General features: G+C 38.5%; 21 protein-coding genes. 7 read left to right on the top strand and 14 right to left on the bottom strand.

All coding sequences use genetic code 11. The annotated features are described in order from the left end of the window. Window positions 1-3: 3 nt before the first annotated feature. The 4 genes from Q8S25_RS00125 to Q8S25_RS00110 are packed head-to-tail and all read right to left on the bottom strand — an operon-like array spanning window position 4 to window position 1,376. Window positions 4-426: a PIN domain-containing protein gene (locus Q8S25_RS00125; RefSeq protein WP_305533653.1), complete on the bottom strand. Its 423-nt coding sequence runs from the start codon at window positions 424-426 to the stop codon at window positions 4-6. Next, window positions 416-658, bottom strand: coding sequence for a DUF6364 family protein (locus tag Q8S25_RS00120; protein ID WP_305533651.1), 243 nt, complete (start codon window positions 656-658; stop codon window positions 416-418). Before Q8S25_RS00120 ends, Q8S25_RS00125 begins: the two co-directional genes overlap by 11 nt. Before the next feature lie 45 nt (window positions 659-703). Next, complete coding sequence (locus Q8S25_RS00115) at window positions 704-1,084, bottom strand: type II toxin-antitoxin system PemK/MazF family toxin (protein ID WP_305533649.1); 381 nt, start codon at window positions 1,082-1,084, stop codon at window positions 704-706. Continuing rightward, window positions 1,071-1,376, bottom strand: coding sequence for a hypothetical protein (locus Q8S25_RS00110; protein ID WP_305533647.1), 306 nt, complete (start codon window positions 1,374-1,376; stop codon window positions 1,071-1,073). Before Q8S25_RS00110 ends, Q8S25_RS00115 begins: the two co-directional genes overlap by 14 nt. Window positions 1,377-1,652: 276 nt before the next feature. Here Q8S25_RS00110 and Q8S25_RS00105 point away from each other — a divergent pair, with 276 nt between their 5' ends. Continuing rightward, window positions 1,653-2,108 carry a DUF983 domain-containing protein gene (locus Q8S25_RS00105; protein WP_305533645.1) on the top strand — a complete coding sequence of 152 codons (456 nt, stop codon included), beginning with the start codon at window positions 1,653-1,655 and terminating at the stop codon, window positions 2,106-2,108. A 12-nt stretch (window positions 2,109-2,120) separates the two neighbouring features. Here Q8S25_RS00105 and Q8S25_RS00100 read toward each other — a convergent pair whose 3' ends face one another. The 4 genes from Q8S25_RS00100 to Q8S25_RS00085 all read right to left on the bottom strand — a co-directional run bounded on the left by Q8S25_RS00100 (window position 2,121) and on the right by Q8S25_RS00085 (window position 4,861). After that, window positions 2,121-2,684: a PIN domain-containing protein gene (locus Q8S25_RS00100; protein WP_305533643.1), complete on the bottom strand. Its 564-nt coding sequence runs from the start codon at window positions 2,682-2,684 to the stop codon at window positions 2,121-2,123. Continuing rightward, complete coding sequence (locus Q8S25_RS00095) at window positions 2,674-3,129, bottom strand: helix-turn-helix domain-containing protein (RefSeq protein ID WP_305533641.1); 456 nt, start codon at window positions 3,127-3,129, stop codon at window positions 2,674-2,676. Before Q8S25_RS00095 ends, Q8S25_RS00100 begins: the two co-directional genes overlap by 11 nt. 80 nt (window positions 3,130-3,209) lie before the next feature. Next, window positions 3,210-4,610, bottom strand: coding sequence for a UDP-N-acetylmuramoyl-tripeptide--D-alanyl-D-alanine ligase (gene murF, locus Q8S25_RS00090; RefSeq protein ID WP_305533639.1), 1,401 nt, complete (start codon window positions 4,608-4,610; stop codon window positions 3,210-3,212). Between the two features lie 17 nt (window positions 4,611-4,627). Beyond that, on the bottom strand, window positions 4,628-4,861 hold the full coding sequence (locus Q8S25_RS00085; RefSeq protein ID WP_305533637.1) for a hypothetical protein: 234 nt from the start codon (window positions 4,859-4,861) through the stop codon (window positions 4,628-4,630). A gap of 121 nt (window positions 4,862-4,982) precedes the next feature. Between Q8S25_RS00085 and Q8S25_RS00080 the strand changes: the two genes are divergently transcribed. Both Q8S25_RS00080 and Q8S25_RS00075 read left to right on the top strand, forming a co-directional pair. Further along, window positions 4,983-5,564: a zeta toxin family protein gene (locus Q8S25_RS00080; RefSeq protein WP_305533635.1), complete on the top strand. Its 582-nt coding sequence runs from the start codon at window positions 4,983-4,985 to the stop codon at window positions 5,562-5,564. Further along, window positions 5,548-5,721 carry a hypothetical protein gene (locus Q8S25_RS00075; RefSeq protein ID WP_305533633.1) on the top strand — a complete coding sequence of 58 codons (174 nt, stop codon included), beginning with the start codon at window positions 5,548-5,550 and terminating at the stop codon, window positions 5,719-5,721. The genes Q8S25_RS00080 and Q8S25_RS00075 overlap by 17 nt, the downstream gene beginning before the upstream one ends. Here Q8S25_RS00075 and porV read toward each other — a convergent pair. From porV to Q8S25_RS00050, 5 genes are all read right to left on the bottom strand, one after another. Further along, window positions 5,701-6,867 carry a type IX secretion system outer membrane channel protein PorV gene (porV, locus tag Q8S25_RS00070; RefSeq protein WP_305533631.1) on the bottom strand — a complete coding sequence of 389 codons (1,167 nt, stop codon included), beginning with the start codon at window positions 6,865-6,867 and terminating at the stop codon, window positions 5,701-5,703. The genes Q8S25_RS00075 and porV overlap by 21 nt on opposite strands. A gap of 261 nt (window positions 6,868-7,128) precedes the next feature. Beyond that, window positions 7,129-9,561: an SLBB domain-containing protein gene (locus Q8S25_RS00065; RefSeq protein ID WP_305533629.1), complete on the bottom strand. Its 2,433-nt coding sequence runs from the start codon at window positions 9,559-9,561 to the stop codon at window positions 7,129-7,131. Window positions 9,562-9,632: 71 nt separating this feature from the next. After that, on the bottom strand, window positions 9,633-13,229 hold the full coding sequence (gene porU / locus Q8S25_RS00060) for a type IX secretion system sortase PorU (protein ID WP_305533626.1): 3,597 nt from the start codon (window positions 13,227-13,229) through the stop codon (window positions 9,633-9,635). A gap of 14 nt (window positions 13,230-13,243) precedes the next feature. Further along, the gene (locus tag Q8S25_RS00055; RefSeq protein ID WP_305533624.1) at window positions 13,244-13,858 is read right to left on the bottom strand and encodes a hypothetical protein; all 615 of its coding nucleotides are present in this window, start codon (window positions 13,856-13,858) and stop codon (window positions 13,244-13,246) included. 18 nt (window positions 13,859-13,876) lie between these two features. Then, window positions 13,877-14,152 (bottom strand): DUF2188 domain-containing protein, encoded by a 276-nt coding sequence (locus tag Q8S25_RS00050; RefSeq protein ID WP_305533622.1) that lies wholly within the window; start codon window positions 14,150-14,152, stop codon window positions 13,877-13,879. A gap of 254 nt (window positions 14,153-14,406) precedes the next feature. On the opposite strand from Q8S25_RS00050, the gene Q8S25_RS00045 reads away from it, so the two are divergent. Genes Q8S25_RS00045 through Q8S25_RS00035 form a run of 3 tightly spaced genes read left to right on the top strand, consistent with a single transcriptional unit; the run spans window position 14,407 to window position 17,204 of the window. Continuing rightward, window positions 14,407-15,972, top strand: a complete 1,566-nt coding sequence (locus Q8S25_RS00045; protein WP_305533620.1) for an SUMF1/EgtB/PvdO family nonheme iron enzyme — start codon at window positions 14,407-14,409, stop codon at window positions 15,970-15,972. Between the two features lie 21 nt (window positions 15,973-15,993). After that, window positions 15,994-16,470: a 2-C-methyl-D-erythritol 2,4-cyclodiphosphate synthase gene (gene ispF / locus Q8S25_RS00040; protein WP_305533618.1), complete on the top strand. Its 477-nt coding sequence runs from the start codon at window positions 15,994-15,996 to the stop codon at window positions 16,468-16,470. Continuing rightward, window positions 16,467-17,204, top strand: coding sequence for a YdcF family protein (locus tag Q8S25_RS00035; protein ID WP_305533616.1), 738 nt, complete (start codon window positions 16,467-16,469; stop codon window positions 17,202-17,204). Before ispF ends, Q8S25_RS00035 begins: the two co-directional genes overlap by 4 nt. Before the next feature lie 4 nt (window positions 17,205-17,208). Here the strand turns inward: Q8S25_RS00035 and Q8S25_RS00030 are convergent, their stop codons facing one another. After that, complete coding sequence (locus tag Q8S25_RS00030) at window positions 17,209-18,162, bottom strand: methylenetetrahydrofolate reductase (protein WP_305533614.1); 954 nt, start codon at window positions 18,160-18,162, stop codon at window positions 17,209-17,211. 48 nt (window positions 18,163-18,210) lie between these two features. Here Q8S25_RS00030 and Q8S25_RS00025 point away from each other — a divergent pair. Continuing rightward, on the top strand, window positions 18,211-18,599 hold a 389-nt coding region (locus Q8S25_RS00025; protein WP_305533612.1), incomplete at its 3' end, for an S-adenosylmethionine synthetase N-terminal domain-containing protein.

Below are 18,599 nucleotides of genomic sequence, written 5' to 3'. Positions count from 1 at the left end.
GCATCAATTTGAAAATTCGATTAAAAATTCCTTAGGCGTATATAATGGTAATGTAGGAATACTTTGTTTTTGTAAGTGTTTGTCACGAGATATAAAGTAATCGAGTTTATGGTGAATTGCTGTATAATATTGTAGAGAATCTTCAATATCATTAATTTTTGAGTGTAGCGCATTTAAAACGATTTCATGTGGTATATCAATAACTGTTATATCTGATAGAATCGTTAGTATTAACTCTTTTGCTTTTGTATTTCCATATTCTTTTGTTAACCAATATCCAATTATATGTACAATGGAAGGAGTAATAAAAGCTTCTATAGTGCCATTTACGGCTAATGCTATTATCTGTTTAGCCCTTTCGTATTCAGAGCGCTTTAGCGTAAAGTCTAACAATATATTTGCATCAATGAAAACTTTAAAAGCCATATTTCTTTGCATTTTCTTTATAATACAAATCTTTTAAATCGGCCTTATCGTTAATTGATGGCTTTTCTAGTTTCTCTACCAAATCAATTATGTTTTTTCGCTTCGATGGTCGTGTAACTTTTTTAAAATAGCTTTCTACTAAATCAGAAACACTGCGCTTATTTTTTGCAGCATAGAGCTTAACATCTTCAAGCAAGCTATTCTCGATAGTTATGTTTAATCTAGATTTCATAATTCAAAAATACGCATAAAAATAAAATATGCGCATACTTTATTTTTACAACGTAAATCCAAGTACAATACCTAAATTCCTACGTAGTTGAATTCGCTGGTCATTGTTGAGTTCATCAATGCGTTCTAAGAGTGCTTCCCCACTTACACTTGTAATTTGATCAATTAATATTTCATAGCTCCCGAAGCCTTTCACATGTAACCATAAGCGCAAAATCCAAAATCGATGCAAGTCTTTAACAACCAAAGGGCAAACGATATAGGAGAAATGCTTTATATTATTTAGATAGTTGGTTTGCACAATAACAACCAGTTGTATGTTGTTGGGATTATTTCTCCATTCCACTTTCCAAATTTCATACTGTTTGATTTCTTTATTTGAAGTGAAAAATGAATAATTCTTTTTAGAAGGCTCAGAAGTTTCCATCTTCAAAAATATTGGTGAGCTTGGTTTCTTTTATTTCTTCCAGCTGTTTGATGATTTTAAAATAATACAGGGAACATTGAAAAGATTCTCCCTCAACCAACTTTTTCATCATCGAGTATCTATGATAATGGTTATATACATCAATCGCTAGATTGATATATGTATTTCTATTTTGTCTAATTCTGGCTCTTACGGCTTCCATATTGTCTAAAACTGTTGGATTTAGCTTCAGTGAAAGCGGAATCATTTTTAGCGGTGATACTTCTTCGAAGTCTGGTTTTAATTTTTGCATATCATTTTGGTATATTTTTTTTGAACTTTTGTTAATCTTTTTTCCCGGGGGATCATATCCGCGATTTTTCAAGCTCAGCATCGCGATAAACCCAATTGCAATTTACTTGTCCAGCATATGCCTGGAGCGCGTAGTTGCCGCAATAAATCGTTGTGATTTAACCTGAATTCAACTTTTGTTACACAACCACTTGCTATATTTGGCTAACTTTACTACTTGAAATCAGCATTGAACTGATGATCAATTCTGTTCTACAGTTCATATAATCTATTTGTCATGGATTTAAGTAAAACTTATCTAGTAAGCGCCCTCACCAATAAATGCCCCAGATGTAGAGAAGGGGAGTTGTTTAAAAGTAAATCTGCCTACAGCATCAAAGGAAAAAGTACGGAAATGCATGAAACCTGCCCGGTTTGTCATCAGCCTACAGAAATTGAAGTGGGATTTTATTATGGTACTGGCTATGTGAGCTATGCGCTTTCTGTGGCTTTAACAGTGAGCACATTTGTTGCTTGGAAAGTCCTTATTGGAATGACATTTGACATTGATGATAACCGCATTTTTTATTGGTTAGGAACCAATATTGTTATCTTATTGGCAGTGCAGCCGCTTATGATGCGCTTGGCCCGATCACTTTGGTTAAGTTGGTTTGTGAAGTATGAACCCAAGTGGAAAGAGAAACCGCTGAAAGCACCAGAGCGCATCAATAAAGATCAATTTGCCAATTGGTAGGGTTAATGCAAATTATATTAAAGAGTGGAGATAGTTCGCTGTGTCAATAAGACCAGCATTTCTAAGAAGATTAAGAACATCAAACTCGTCTTGTTTTGGGTTTTTCTTATTTAAAACCATTTCTTTAAATGCAGCTACAGCTTGTTCTGGATTAAGATCTATGATGTCTGTTAAAAAATCATCAGCAGTTTTAGCACTTAAACTAAATGATTGCAAATATTTTTCCGGAAAGTCTTTAATATTGTTTGTGACAATTAGATTCGCATTGGTCTTTATTGCTGCTGCTAATACGTGACGGTCATCTTCATCTGGAAGTTCTAAGTTATTTATTAATCCTTTGTAATTATTAACTTGGGCGTCAGGAAAGGCTGAATTTGCTTTTGATATTCTTTTGTTTGCATCCTCTTCCGAAACTCCTTTCTCAATCATTACTCTTCTCCATTCATCAAATATAGTTTCACTCCATTTGGGTGTGTATAAGTCATAGTAGGCAAACCAAAACAGGATATCCCTTATAATTACTGGATAAACTACATTGGTGTCTAAAACAGCTATAAAGCGAACACTATGAATCATATAATCCTGTTTCTTCGTCTGAATTCATAATATCAATAATATTCTGTTTCTGATACTCTTTCATTTGTTTCCTATACTTTATAATATCATCATATTTTATTCTTCTGTGTTTTCCAATCTTTGTAAATACAATCTTCCCTTCCTCAAGTAGTTTTACAAAATGGGGTCTAGAACAACCAAGAATTTCAGCAGCAGCTTGTGTAGTTACCTCAGTAGCAATTGGTACAAGAGAAATTAATTTTCCTTGTCCCATGGCTTTCAAAATGTCGCCTAAAAGCTTTAAAGCACTTAATGGGATTTTTATTTTTTCGCTTGTTTCTTCAATTTCAATTTCAGGCTGTTCAGAATTAAGTTGTTCAATTACAGAAGCTAAGGCATTGTAAGATTCACTTGCAATTTTTTGGTCAAGTTTGGACGGTTTTCTTATTTGTTCTAGCACTTTCATAATTGCAGGTTTTTGGATTCGGAGGCAAAATAAACGAAATAAACGAAATAATCAAAATAAACGAAATTGTTGGCAAATTATTAACTCAAAACCTGCTCCATTTTCATTGACCTCGATCCCTTCACTAAAATATAGGCATGCTGCGGATTCAATTGCTTCAACCAATCGCGGGCTGCTGCAGCATTGGGTAAATAGGTGAATGGGGTATTTTGTATTTGCGATATAGCTGCTTGTGTGTGTACAAAATCTCCGCCTACCAACACCACTTCTTTAAATTGTAGCGCAACCAATAATTCAATTATTGCTTGGTGTTCGGCAATGCTGTCTTCTCCTAATTCCATCATGCCGCCGAGCATCACAATTTTTCGATCGGCTTTTAGTTTGGCGAAATTTTCAATGGCCACTTTCATGCTACTGGGGTTAGCATTGTATGCATCCAATATAATATGATTGCTGCCGCGCTCAATAAGTTGTGAGCGAGAGTTAGAAGGTGCATAGTTTTCTATGGCGCTGATTATTTTTTCAGCAGGTACGCCAAAATATTTTCCGATGGTAACGGCGCATAAAATATTAGGGAGATTGTAATCGCCTACGAGTTGAGATTTAATTAGGGTTGGAGTAGCCTGAGTGATTGACCGTTGCGGGGCCGGTGTGGATGAGTCGTGGCCTGCAAAATCGGGCCCCAGCCCCGCCGTTATTGCAACCGTCAAAAATGGTTCGGCGGCTTCAATCTGCCCCTGCACAAATCCCTTTGTAATACCGTAATAAATAATATTTTCAATGCCTGCACTCATGGGTTGCAAATAATCATAATCCGCATATACGAAAGCAGTGCCTTTGTGTTCGCGCAAGAACTGATAGAGTTCGCCCTTGCCTTTGCGCACGCCTTCCACTCCGCCAAAACCTTCTAAATGTGCTTTGCCGCAATTGGTAATAACGCCGTGCGATGGCAAGGTATACAAGCAATAACTTTCAATTTCTTTTTGGTGATTGGCGCCCATTTCTATCACGGCCATTTCTGCATCGGGCTGCACACTCAAAATAGTGAGCGGCACGCCAATATGATTGTTCAGGTTGCCCTGTGTAGTGTAAGTTTTAAAATGAGCAGCCAACACCGCATAAATCAATTCCTTGCTGGTGGTTTTTCCGTTGCTTCCTGTGATGGCAATAAATGGGATATTGAATTGTTGGCGATGGTGTTTTGCCAATTGCTGCAATGATGTTAATACATCGTCTACGAGGAGGAGCCGCTCCTTAATCCCCGGCTCCGATAATTCAGCAGCAATTAATTCCGACTCAATAGGCATTTCATCAACAACGGCATAAGCAGCACCATTGTCCAACGCTAGCAATGCAAATTCATTCCCATTAAAATTGGGTCCTTTTAGCGCAAAATAAATATCGCCTTCTTTGAGTTTTCTGGTATCGGTTTGAACCGAAGGGTATTGCTGAAAAATTTTGTATATCTGCTGGATGGTCATAATTAAATTAGTGCTAATTAGGGTTTGTTAATTCCTTTTTTTGGCTTTTTATTTTTCCTAGAAGCGGGTGATTTATAATTGCGAATGAATTCACTTATTTCTTTTCTTGCTTTGTTTGTCAAAGGTTCGCTCGCAATGAAAATGTCAACTCTTTTTAGTTCTTGCTCAAAACTATTTCTAGGGTCTGTTCCAATTTTGCCAATATGCTTGTCAATCATTGTTTCAAGCGAAACGGTTTTCATTTTTTGCATTTATCCAAATTTAAGGGTTCCTAATAATAAACAAATTGAATTTGTTGATTGCTTTATTAGATACCCTTCATTATGCAATAGGTTTAAATAATTTCATAGCTTTAATTCATAAAAATAAAAAGTGCCAAATCTCTATATTATTTCTGGTTGTAATGGGGCTGGTAAAACAACAGCCTCTTTTACTATTTTGCCAGAAATGCTTAATTGTAAGGAATTTGTGAATGCAGATGAAATTGCAAAGGGGTTATCTCCATTCCAGCCTGAAAGTGTATCTTTTCAGGCTGGAAGAATAATGTTAGAAAGAATAGAAGAACTTTCAAATAGTGGTGTTGACTTTGCATTCGAAACCACTTTGACCACTTTATCTTATTTAAATACTATAAAAGTTGCGAAAGAAAGAGGCTACTCTGTTACCTTACTATTTTTTTGGTTAAACGATGTTAATCTTGCTCTTGAGCGTGTAAAAATGCGGGTAAGTGAAGGCGGGCATAATATTCCTGAAGAAACGATTAGAAGAAGGTATTATAGGGGAATCTATAATTTAAATAATAGATTTATTGAGTTCGCAGATTATTGGCTTGTTATAAATAATTCAAGCAGACCATATACCTTTGTGGCTGAAGGTCAGCAACTGGCGAACATAAAAATTTATGATGAGCTTATTTGGCAACAAATAAAAAGCGTACATGATGAAAAAAACTGAAATTGATATTCCACAACTACGTGAGCAAATTCGCAAAGGATTAGACTTGACATTCCATCGCCTTGTGAAGCAAAAGAAGGCACAAAATGGCACTTTCGTTTTATCAGAAAAAGGTCAAATCAAAAAAGTCAGCGCCCTAGAAATCATCATTACTTAGGTTAAACACCAACCCCAAACGCAAGGTATTCGATAAAGGATTACGGGTAACCCCACTGCCAGAAGGTACTAGGTAAGACACGTTGATCTGCATGAACTTTACATCGAATCCTGCACCTGCGGTGAAGTACCTGCGGTTGCCGCGAGTTCTGTCTTCGTAAAAATAGCCTGCGCGTAATTTAAACTGGTTGTTGTACGAATACTCCATACCAGCAGATACTTGAAAGCTCTTGGTTAAGCTGCTGCCATCAGAGAAAGATTTCATCCAGCTGCTCACCACAGAAGTATTTCTGTACTCCGACAAGTTGGCGGAATCGGTGGCGAAAACCCCTGTTGTAGTAGGCGCCACTGGCACCAATAATTTATTCACGTCTAAAGCAAAGCTGATGCTATTGCCTTCGCTCATTACTTTGGTATAAGCCATACCCAACCCTAAGTTAGCGGGTAAGAAATCTTTGTTACGTGCATCGTTGGTATACCCCACTTTGGTTCCTAAGTTGGATAATACTACGCCAAAGTTTAAACCCTGTCCATCTACATCACGACCATTGTAAAACAAGGAAACATCACCTGCCAAAGCATTACCTGCTTTGTACACCACACCTGTTCCTACATCACCTACTACCAATCTTGAATTGATGTAACGCAATGCAACCGCCAAACTTAATTTCTCGCTTAACACACGGGTATAACCCCCATCAATAGAGAACTCAGTAGGACGCACGGTATTCAACACGTTACCAGAAAAGTCGGTTAATTGAATATTACCCAAGCTAAAGAAACGCATAGAACCAGAGATCACAGAATTATCGTCAATCTTTTTATAAGCAGCTGCACTGGCTAAGTATACATCGTTTAAACCCAAGTCGCGCAACCAAGGCGTATAGTTTAAAGAAATAGCCGAACGCTTTTCTGCAAAAGCGGTTTTAGCTAAGTTCCAAAAAGGCGAGTTGGCATCGGGATTGGTAGCAATGGCTGCGTCTCCCATACCTCCTGCACGTGCATCGGGCGATATACGCAAGAAAGGAACAGCAGTAGAAACAATATTAATAGAATCGGCTTGGGCGATTATAGCTGTAGGCATTGCAGCAGCAAGTCCTACACACAATAACGCTGTTACGCATAATTTTTTAGATGCATTTTTCATACAGAATAGTTTTTGTTTCGGCGTACACCATTGTACCACACAAAACTTAGATTGAATTGAAACGAATTTTTAGCGTAGAAATTATGCCATTCAGTTTATTTAGGATTGCAGTGGGGAGCTGCTATACAATGATACGAATATTATGCAAATTGTTGCATAAAAAAAGCGCAATTAATGCGATGAAGATTAATTGCGCTGTAAATACCAACTGCTTGGTATATTATGGGGCCGCGCGCAGAGCCCGCGCGCGGCCCCATAAGTCTATTTCGTCGAATTCAAAATTCCAATAATAATTGCACCCATGCCCACTAAGCCACTCGTGAAGCCCATGATTTCACCTGCAGTCAATGGCTTTCTGTATTTCTTCACAGGAACATATAATTCAGCACCGGCAGTTAACTTAGGATAAGTGCGCCAGAAAATATAGCTGTGCGCGGTCTTCACGCGTCCATTTGGATACAATACATAGGTACCACGTTTGTTCGCATTCTCAGCAAAACCACCCGACTCACGAATTAATCTGCGTGAAGACAATCCTGCATAATAAGGTACTTTCTTTTGAATATTCACTGCCCCAAAAGCTTGTACCGCTACTGGTTTTTTAGGGATGGTAATCATATCGCCTTCTTCTAACTCAATATCGTCTGCAGAACCAGGGTTCTCCAAAGCATTGCGTAAGTTCACCGCCATTAATATTTTCTCTTTAGACAAAGTACTGTCTAATAATTTAACGGTAATGGTATCTGTATTTTGTTTTTGTGCCAAGGCTTTTTTGATGTCTAAGATTTCTCCTTTCAACGCCGCTTGATAAGTATTGCGCAAGAAGAAAGCAGAACCCAATGAACCAGATTCTAATATGCCACCTGCTCTTCTAAACAAATCACTCACCCGATCTTTCTTGGTATTCAACAAATAAGTACCTGGGAACAATACTTCTCCTGCAATGGTTACTGAACCAGCAGATTGATTACGAGGAACATTCTTCACGTTCACTACATCATAAGGCTCTAACTCAATAGCAGCTTGACTAGCCGTAAAATTTAAACTATCTTGTAAATTGAATTTTAAAATGGTATTGTATACTAGGGTGTCGGCCATGGTAGGGTCTTTGCGAATTCTGCGCATTACTTCAACTTCTTTAATAGACGCTCTATCTTTTAATCCACCTGCCAATAAAATTAAATCTTCTAAACGCATGCCTTCTGAATAAGAAAAATTACCAGGCATATTTAGTTCCCCTGTTATGGAAACTGTTCTCTGTTCTCTTAATTCTGCTTTACTGTACACATGCAAGGAATCATCATTGCGTAAAGTCAATGCCAAATCAGCTGCAGTGGTTAAATTAACGGCAGTAACAGTAGTGTCTTTGGTAGCATTGGTTCTAAACAACAACGCACGACCCACAAAAGCGTTCTCTTTTAGTTGAGCAGCTTTCACCACTGCACCCAAAGTAGGATAGGCATTCACCGAATAACTATTGGGGTAAAATACAGAACCCGCAACAATGACTCTGTTTTCAAAGCGCCTAGGTACAGCACCTACCACAACAGAGTCGGAGCTTTTCATCATAAATTTAGTAAGGTCTTTGTATTCTACATTTAGAATAGACTTTCCTAAATCGCCAAAACGTTGAATGGTTACTTTGTTTTTATTGGCACTGTCTGCAAAACCGCTGGCATATTTTTCAATAACTGTAGAAAGGTACTCGCCAGGCTCTGCTTCATATATGGCAGGTCTTTTAACTGCGCCAGTAACGGCCAACCTAACTGAATATGGATTTACTTTAATAATGTCATCATCTTTTAATAACACATTCTTGGTTAAGTCTCCATTCAATAAGAAATCGTACAAATCAAATGTTACCAAACGCTTTCCGTTGCGCATCAAGTCAATCTTTCTAAAAGAACCATTGGCGGAAGGACCACCCGATGCATACAAGGCATTCGCTAAAGTAGATAAAGAAGAGAGTTCATAAGAACCCGGCTGATTCACTTCGCCAATTAAAGTAACCCGAATGCTTCTGATTTGACCCAAGCTTACTTGTAAAAAAGTATTGCCCGAGTTTAAACCAGGATAGGTTTTCGCCAATACCCCTTTTAATTTGGTCTTGGCTTCATCCATGGTTAACCCCGCCAACGTAATAGGTCCAATATTGGGGATGCGAATTTGCCCTTCGGTATTTATTTTATACTTAGAAGTTTTTTCTGAAAAACCAAATATATCAATGGACAATTCATCGTCTACGCCCAACACATAATTGCTGGGGGTAGCCATGCGCATATTGGGTTCAAAAGTAAGGTTGCTATTAGAAAAGAATTCAGATCCAAAAACCTGTAAGCCTTCTTTATCTTCTTTTTTAAATTCATTTTTGGTATTGAAAGGCTTTCTAGATTCGTAAGTACTATTACTGTTTTTCTTCTCCGTACCAGTGCCTGCACCCATGCTACCCATACGTGCTTTGATCTGTGCAATTTGCGCAGCGCTGAGTCCGCGCTCTTTGGCTTTTGCTTCTAATTCTGCTTCTGATAAACCGCTTAATTGGGCTTGTTGCATATAAGCCTGAAACTGTGCATCCGATAAAGCATCAATATTAATGCTCGATACCTGCGGAATGGTAGGCAATTGCGCCATGGCAACTTGAGTGAATCCAAACATCATTGCCAATACCAGTACCCTCATCCAAATTTTCTTCATAAACTATGTATTATTTTAACTACTTGCTCGGGGGGAATTTGGGGGCGAAGATAGCCCTAAAAGGGGTTCTGTCAAAGCATAATTATCTGACCAGCGGCGGATGCCCTGCCCAATTGGGGGTTGCCCATAACCGAAATATTGATTCGGTAAAAAAATATACCAGAAGCATATTTACTGCCTGTTTCGGAGCTCCCGTCCCAATTGATTTGACTATTTCTAGACCCTTCGGTATTCACTGTTTGTTGTATTCTTTTTACCAAGGCCCCAGACCCATTCACAATTTGTATCTCCACCAATAAGTTGGTATTGGGTTGGTTGTGTTCAAAGGCAAATGTTGTTTGGCCCCCATTGGCTCTAAAAGGATTCGGGAAATTACGAACAGCCGCAATTTTGAGTTGTTCCTTTTTAACCACGGTAAAATCTAAGAAGGCTTGGTTACTATTGTTCACCATGTCCCATGCTTTTAATTTGAGTTGGTATTTCCCTTCGGGGAGGGTAGCCAACTGATACCTCAGGCCCCCGCGTTGATACTGGTTCAACTCGGTGCTGAAAAAGGAATTGAGCACAATGCTGTTGCGATCATCATTGTTTTGCGCCAATACAATATCATGCCCAATGCCATTGCCCGTAGCGTTAATGCCCGATGTATCGAACAATTGCGCAATGAGTATGGGGTTTTCACTGGTAATACCTCCGTTTTTGAACGTGGTATCATTAAGGAATAACCGAATGGCTGGCCCCGTGGTATCACGGATAATGGTACCCGTAGAACCCGCAATGCGGATGGGTAAAGCACCCGCGGCCGCTAAGGTATTATTACTATTACCGGCTCCGTTATTAGACTGAGCAAATAACCGAATGGTTGCTTTGCCTGGCCCAAAACTGATGTCTTTGGGCACTACAAATTCAATCGTAAATAATCCATTGGCAACAGTGGCTTTGCCATTGAATAAAATGCTGCTCTCCGTGGAATAAGCCGTACGAGGGCTTTCTGGGGTATTGCCCAACGTAAATACCGTTTGTGCTTGGTCATATACCATAATATTGGCTACCCCATTAAAACCAGTATGAAGGCTTCCATTGGATTGAGATACTTGTCCAGTTAATTTATACTTGCGCAAAGCCAATAAGCTGTCATTGAATCCAATGATGGCATTATTAGAACTATTATTACTGATGTCTTTTATTTCATTCAACTGCATGGGTAATTCAGGAAAAGCCAATTGAATGGCAGGGTCTCCTAGTAGGGCAAATTTTCTGCTATTGAGTGGGTCTCCATTCAATTGATTGCTTCGGTTCTTCGCATCCATAGTGGCTTGCCCTAATGAGCGATACAATCGGCCAGAGGGATTATTGGCAAAGGGTTCCATAGCTAATTGCAAATAATTTTGGTTCATGATTCTATTGCTGTAGGCAAATACCAAACGGGTGGTCGTAAGCAAGGCAATGGCACCGTTGTTGCTCCCATATAAAAGGGTGCGTGCAATAGAAGGTTTATTGGGTTGATCAAAAGGATCAAAGTCGCAACTGGCTGTAATAAAGAGCGGTAATTTATTCGGGTTATTGAAGCGATTTACTTCTGCTGCACTAATCACTGCTTCTTCGGATAAACGCAAATGATTGCCATGACCTGAGTAGTTTACGATGAGTGCCCCTTGTAATACTTGGTTCACGATGGCTTCGCTAACAGATGGATACCTTGATCCACCTGCACCACTGACCAAGGGAAATGCATCTAAATAAATTTTTCTGGCATGAGCAGCTGGATTGGCTGCAATAGCAGTAGCAGCAATGCTTTCGGCATCATTCAAATGCAGGTTCTGGTCTTTGTCGTCTGCAATAAATACCAATTGATTGCGCCAGGCATTATCTGCATTGGTTGTTGCATTATTGGGTTGATGATAGCGAATAATTTTATCTACCAATGTATTGGCTTCTTGCAAATTACCCACGGGTAAACGACCGACAGCGATTGATAGGGGCGCATCGTTTAATAGATTGATGTCATCGTTGTTGTTGAGCAGTGCATAAAAATCATCTGAAGTGTACGTGAGTAAGGGAGATAAACTATTGGCACTTTGAAAAGTAGGAACCAAGTTTCTATTGCTGCTGATTATGTTTTTGTGATCATAAGAACCCGCACCAAATAGGACCACATACTGCAATGTTTTGGAACTAGTGCTGGTATTTATTTTAGATAAATCATAAAATAGTTTGATGCCATTTCGTATGGCCGTAGGATCGGGAATGCCTGCCCCAAATTCATTGTACAATTGGGTAGTAGTAATGACTGCATCGGAATAACCGTATTGGCTTTGGTGAAAAGCTGCTAAGCGATTGGCAGCAGTAAATAAAGATGGATGAACAATGATGAGGCCGTTGAAAGAGTTGGTTCCTGAGCCTGGATTACTTGGGATTGTTGTGCCATGCGCCAATCCATGCAGGTTTTGATTGGGTACAGAGGCATTGCTTGGAATGATTGGCGTTAATGCTTGTGAGGGGTTAAATAACGCATATTCTTTAAGTATTTCTACGGAGGCTTTGAAGTTGATTTCACTGCCGGTGTTTGCAAGAACTACTTGCTGGGGATTCAGTGGATTACTCGTATTCCATACACGGGTATCTGCGGGAAATACGGTAGGGGAGCCGTTATTTAACGGTGCAGTAATGCGGTAATCCGCAACAGAGTCTGGGTGTATCAGCGTGGAATTTCTAAAGTAAAAACCACTGGTAGTATTGTCGGGAATTAACCGTCTTTGCCCATGTATACTAAATCGATTTAGCCATCCCTCGGCCCCATTAGCAGTTGAACTGTATTGAATTTTTAGTGCAATTGAGTTGGAGTTGCCAATGTTTGAAAATGCAATAGGGCTATGGGTTTGGGCATCTCGGGCATATTCATCTAGTAGTCCACCTGTTACACCTGCGAGGTTAATATTTTGCACCGATTGGTCGTTAATGGAAACCGCAAAATTGGCATTCGCTCCTAGTGAGCGGCTAGTAAAATGGGTGAATAGTTGAAGTGGCGCAGTAATTGCATTGACTGCATTTGTCCATGCAATGGTGAACGTTCTGGTACCATTACTACTTGTGAAATTTTCCCCCACCCATTCTTTACCACTGCTCAATAAATTGAATCGAGCATTTTCATGCGTATAGCGATGCGTATAACTGTTGACTATACTAGTAGTCAGTCGGTTTTCAGCAGCATGGGTAGTTATTCTTTTAGGAGAACCAACTGCATTGATGGTGATAAAATACCATGCCGTGTCTGAATATAAGTTCTTTACATAATTGAATTTTTTTGAAACGGTATCATATTTCCATTGATGTGGTCCGGGGGCATAAAACAAGAAATAATTAGGGCCTGTTTCAATAGGGATTTCGACCAAGTCGTCAATATAAGAGTTGTCTATTTTCTCTGAGAGCATGCCCCCTGAGTTATTGGCAGCATTTGTAAAAACTCGAATAGATGCTGCAGGAAAAGTACTACTGCTAAATCCAAGTGAGCCCAATTGAGATACATCTAGTTTAAAAATCCCTTCTTGTGTAACCCCAATCTTGGCCCATTGGCCTGTAGCCAAAACTGAATTTGGGGCATAAATTCTTTGTGACTTTACATTCAGTATTGCAAGGGTAAGAATGAGTATAAGAAGAATGACTCTCATAGTACAAAGTAAATTTAAACTTTGAACTCGTTTAGCCAATCTTTTGCGAACTTAATATAGTCTCCTATGGGCATTTCTTCTACTTCTTTTTCTGAATATGTAACTGAAAGGTTTGTTGATAAGTCGGAAGTGAACTGCAAAAAAGTATAAAAAATTTGACTGTGACTTGGTACTATTTTATCAGGAGAATTGTCAGATATCCAGTTTCGTACTTTTTCAGATAATTTGGCCGGATCATCATTGTGATTAGCTATATCTTGACCTGCTATGTCGGAGAGAACTTTTTGATAATGATATCTTTCAGTTTCCAATATCAATGTTTGTTTAGACTTAAGTTTTTTCCCACCATATTCTGCTGCGCCAATATCAAGTCCAAGTTCAAAAGGCATATTAAATCTGGGCAATTCATCTTGAACTAATGCTTTACTTCTAGAAAGGTCATGAATGCTGAATTTACACTGTTTAATATGTTCTTTTATTTGATTAATTCGAATTGAAGAAGATGAAAGTGTTTGAGACAAATTAGGCTCTAGTTCCAAATAGAGGAGTGTAAAAGTAAGAGCCCTTAATAATGGCGAATATTCCTTATCAAATGGACAATTTATGAAAACGTTATTTTCAAAAGACATGTTATTAGTTAAAGCAGATTATTTTTTTGCATAAGAAATTTTATTCTTCACAAGACCGCTTTTGCCATGTACTACAACTTCACCATGCTTTTTTGATGCTTTTTGTTTAGCAAATAAAACAGCTTCTTTTTGTGTAGAAAATGCTTTGATAGCATGAACCGTACCCTTTGGAACAACAGCCCATTTATCTGAAAGCGTGGTTGACATTACATGATAATTTCCCGAAGATTCAGGTCTTGCGGCATTTGCTACTGCGGCGCCAAGTTTTTTAGTATAAAATGATTTTCTAGCCATAACCCACAAATAATGTTCACACAAATTAGATAATTAAACCAAATTTTTGTCTCTTACCGTGTTAAAACTCCCTAATTCAAGTAGTTGCCGAAAATGGCTCATGGCAAAATATTTGAGAGTAAACAGCGTTTAATCTTGTTAGTGAATCTAAAATTAGGATTTTGCTAACTAATATTTATATACATTCGCTATTGAATAAAACCGATGTTTATTAGTTGAACTTTACACTCTTATCAGTATAACAAACTTAGACAATGCAGGTAAATAAATTTGTGCGGAACACCGTTTTATTGGTTTCACTAGTGAGTGTAGCGGCAGCTTGTAATCCTTTTAAAGCTAAAAAGGAGAAATCAACTGCCACCGGTTGGAACTACAACGACCAACAATACGGCAACTTCAATGTAATCAAGCCCAAAGACATCAAAACCGCTCCTGGATTGGTTTTTGTGCAGGGTGGTACATTTACCATGGGTGCGGTGCAAGAAGATATTATGGCCGATTGGAACAATATTCCTCATCGTGTAACCGTAAACTCTTTCTTTATTGATAAATATGAGGTGAGCAACCTAAACTACCGTGAATACCTTTATTGGTTAGAAGGAACTTTTGGTGCAGCTGGCATGGATTCGATTGTTACCCAAGCATTGCCTGACACCTTGGTATGGAGAGAAGAATTGGCTTACAATGAGCCAATGGTTGAATATTATTTCCGTCATCCTTCTTATAATAATTATCCTGTAGTGGGAGTTACTTGGTTACAGGCGACTGAATATTGTAAATGGAGAACGGATCGCGTAAACGAATTGGCATTGATGCAAAAAGGATTTTTAGATCCTAAAACACAGATCAAGAAAACATTAAATGGCGCGGGCCAAGATAACTTTAATACCAAAGCTTATTTGTTGGGTGAATACCAAGCAGTGCCTGGTAAAGATGTGACTTCTAAGAAAAATCCATTGAAAGACGCACAAGGCAGACCTAGAACGGTGGCCAAGTTTGAAGATGGATTGATGTTTGGGGATTATCGCTTACCTACAGAAGCAGAGTGGGAATATGCAGCATACGGATATATCATGGAGAACCCACAGCGCAAAAGTAATAAGGGCATTAAGGGTGAAGAGTTGATTGCAAACAAAGCGATTTATGCTTGGAGAAATGATGGATACGACAATTTACGTGCCACTACCAAGGGTGCTACACAAGGTTCTTTCTTAGCCAACTTCAAGAGAAGCAGTGGTGATAATATGGGTGTGGCAGGTGGATTGAACGATAATGCGGCTGTAACTGCAGAAGTAGACCAGTTTGTTCCTAATGGTTACGGCTTATACAATATGAGTGGAAACGTGAGTGAGTGGGTCGCTGATATTTACAGACCATTAACGAATTCAGAAGCAGAAGATTTTAATCCTTTCCGTGGTAATGTTTTCCAACAGATTGATATGAGTGGCGGACAAGGTAATTTAAGAGACGATAAGGGAAGAATTAAAATGAAAGCAGAGTCTGATTCTGCTATTAAGAACAGAAGAAATTATCAAAAAGCCAATGCCTTAAACTACTTGGATGGTGATTCATTGAGCAGCGTAAGCTATGGTTATGGTGTAACTACCTTGATTTCTGATAAATCAAGGGTATTCAAAGGTGGTAGCTGGAATGACCGTGCTTATTGGTTAAGCCCAGGTACCAGAAGATTCTTACAAGAAGATGAAAGCACCAATACCATTGGATTCCGTTGTGCTATGAGCCATTATGGAGCACCAGAAGGAATTGGCAGCAAGGCTAAAACGGGTAATAATTTCCCTCCACGCCGCAATAAAAGATAGACGCTAAAGATAATTTGCTATATGCGCATTGGATACGGGATAGATTTTCACCAATTGGTTGAAGGAAGAGATTTAGTGATTGGTGGCATCACCATCCCACATACCAAGGGAGCATTGGGGCATAGTGATGCAGATGTATTGTTGCATGCTATTTGCGATGCTTTATTAGGAGCAGCTTGTTTGGGTGATATTGGGGTACATTTTCCCGATACTTCTAGCGAATTCAAAAATATTGATAGCAAGGTTTTATTGGCAAGAGTTAAAGAACTTATTACTGCAGAAGGATATTCCATTATAAATATTGATGCTTCTCTTTGTTTGGAAAAACCCAAGATTAAACCTTATATACCGGCCATGCAAGAAGCTATCGCTGGTATACTCGGAATTGGATTGAGAGATATTTCTATTAAAGCCACTACCACTGAAACAATGGGTTTTGTGGGCAGAGAAGAAGGATTGGTGGCACATGCAGTTTGTTTGATACAATCTAGTATATGATTTACTTAAATAAGATTCTTCCAGTATTTGTGATGCCCATTATGCTTATCATTTATTTGATGATTTATGGGGTTTGGAAGAAAAAGCGGTGGCCTATTTATACTGCTATTATTTCTTTATATATTTTTTCTACTCCCATTTTTGCTGAGAACTTTTTTAAATTAATTGAAGGTACAGCACCCAGACAAACGCCACAAAATGTTACTAATGCAGAAGCCATTGTAGTATTGAGTGGTATGATTAATCAAGTTAAATCTACCAATGGAGTTTACCCTGAATGGATGGATCCCGATCGATTTTTTGCAGGGATCGATTTATATAAATCAGGCAATGCCCCAAAAATAATTTTTACTCGAGGTAAAATGCCTTGGGATAAATCTAAGAATACCGAGGGAGATATTTTAAGGCAATTTGCTTTAGAATATGGTGTGCCTGATTCAGCGATTGTATTAACTGGTAATGTAGAGAACACTGCAGATGAAGCTAAAGCAGTAGGGAAGTTAATGGGTAAATGGAAGCATATTATCTTAGTTACTTCTGCTTACCATATGCCTAGGGCCAAGCAAAATTTTGAAACCCAAGATTTTATTGTTCAGCCATTCAAGGTTGATTTTAAAGTGGATCAATTAAATGGCTTGACTTTGATGGATTTTTTACCTGATGCAGAAAGTTTTAGGTTATTGAATATTGGTTATAGAGAATTGATTGGAAGGGTGATTTATTATATTTTTTAAATTGTTACACTATCTCTTTCACTACATTCCAAATTACTTTGGGTTTTCCTAATGTATAATAGTGTAAAACCGGTACACCAAAGGCTTTGAGTTCCTTGCTTTGTTGTATTAACCATTCCGTCCCTACTTTCTCACAGTCTACATCTGTTTTGCATTTTGAAATGGCATTCGATAAATCGGTAGGAATATCAACATGAAATATTCTGGGTAAAACAGACAATTGTTTTTTATTGGTGATGGGTTTTAATCCTGGTATAATAGGAACCGTAATGCCCATATCTCTGCATGCTTTTACATAATCGTAAAATTTCTGATTATCAAAAAACATTTGGGTCATAATATAATCTGCACCTGCATCTACTTTCTCTTTCAATCGCTGTAAGTCAATTTCTAAATTCGGTGCTTCAAAATGTTTTTCTGGGTAACCAGCGGTACCAATACAGAAATTGGTTTTACCTCCATTCTGTATGTCTTCGTCTAAGTAAATGCCACTGTTTAAATTCACGACCTGTTTTTGTAAATCAATCGCATATTTATGACCATCTAATTCTGGTTCAAAACTGGCTTCGTTTTTTGCTGCATCTCCTCTTAAGACCAATACATTGTCAATCCCTAAAAAGTTGAGATCAATTAATGCGTCTTCACTTTCTCTTTTGTTAAAACCGCCACAAATAAAGTGCGGTACGGTGTCGATGCGGTAATGGTTCATAATAGCGGCACAGATCCCAACGGTACCTGGGCGCTTGCGCACTTCTACTTTTTCAAAAGTGCTATCTGCTTTCTTTTTAAAAGCAGTTTCACTTCTATGGTAGGTTACGTTAATCCAAGAAGGCTTGAACTCCAGTAAAGGGTCTAGGTGGTCATATACATGATTGATACTCTTTCCCTTTAGGGGTGGAAGTACTTCAAAAGATATAAGTGTATCGTTTGCTTTATTTATATGCTCAATTATTTTCATCCTTACTAATTATTTCGTAACCTTGCAAACTTATAATAAAAATATACTATGGCCTATTTATTTACTTCTGAGAGTGTTTCTGAAGGACATCCGGACAAGGTAGCGGATCAGATATCTGATGCGCTGATCGATAACTTTTTAGCGTTTGATCCACAGAGTAAAGTGGCTTGCGAAACCTTGGTAACCACTGGTCAGGTGGTATTAGCGGGTGAAGTAAAGTCTAAAGCTTATTTAGATGTTCAAGAGATTGCACGTGGGGTGATTCGCAAGATTGGTTATACCAAGAGCGAATACATGTTTGAAGCAAATAGCTGTGGTATTTTATCTGCTATTCATGAGCAGAGTGCCGATATTAACCAAGGGGTAGACAAGAAGAAGAAAGAAGAGCAGGGAGCAGGCGACCAAGGAATGATGTTTGGTTATGCCAGCAATGAAAC

The sequence above is a fragment of the Sediminibacterium sp. genome, from assembly GCF_030695065.1.
Classification (GTDB): domain Bacteria; phylum Bacteroidota; class Bacteroidia; order Chitinophagales; family Chitinophagaceae; genus Sediminibacterium.
This window is presented reverse-complemented; position numbering and strand designations above follow the sequence as displayed.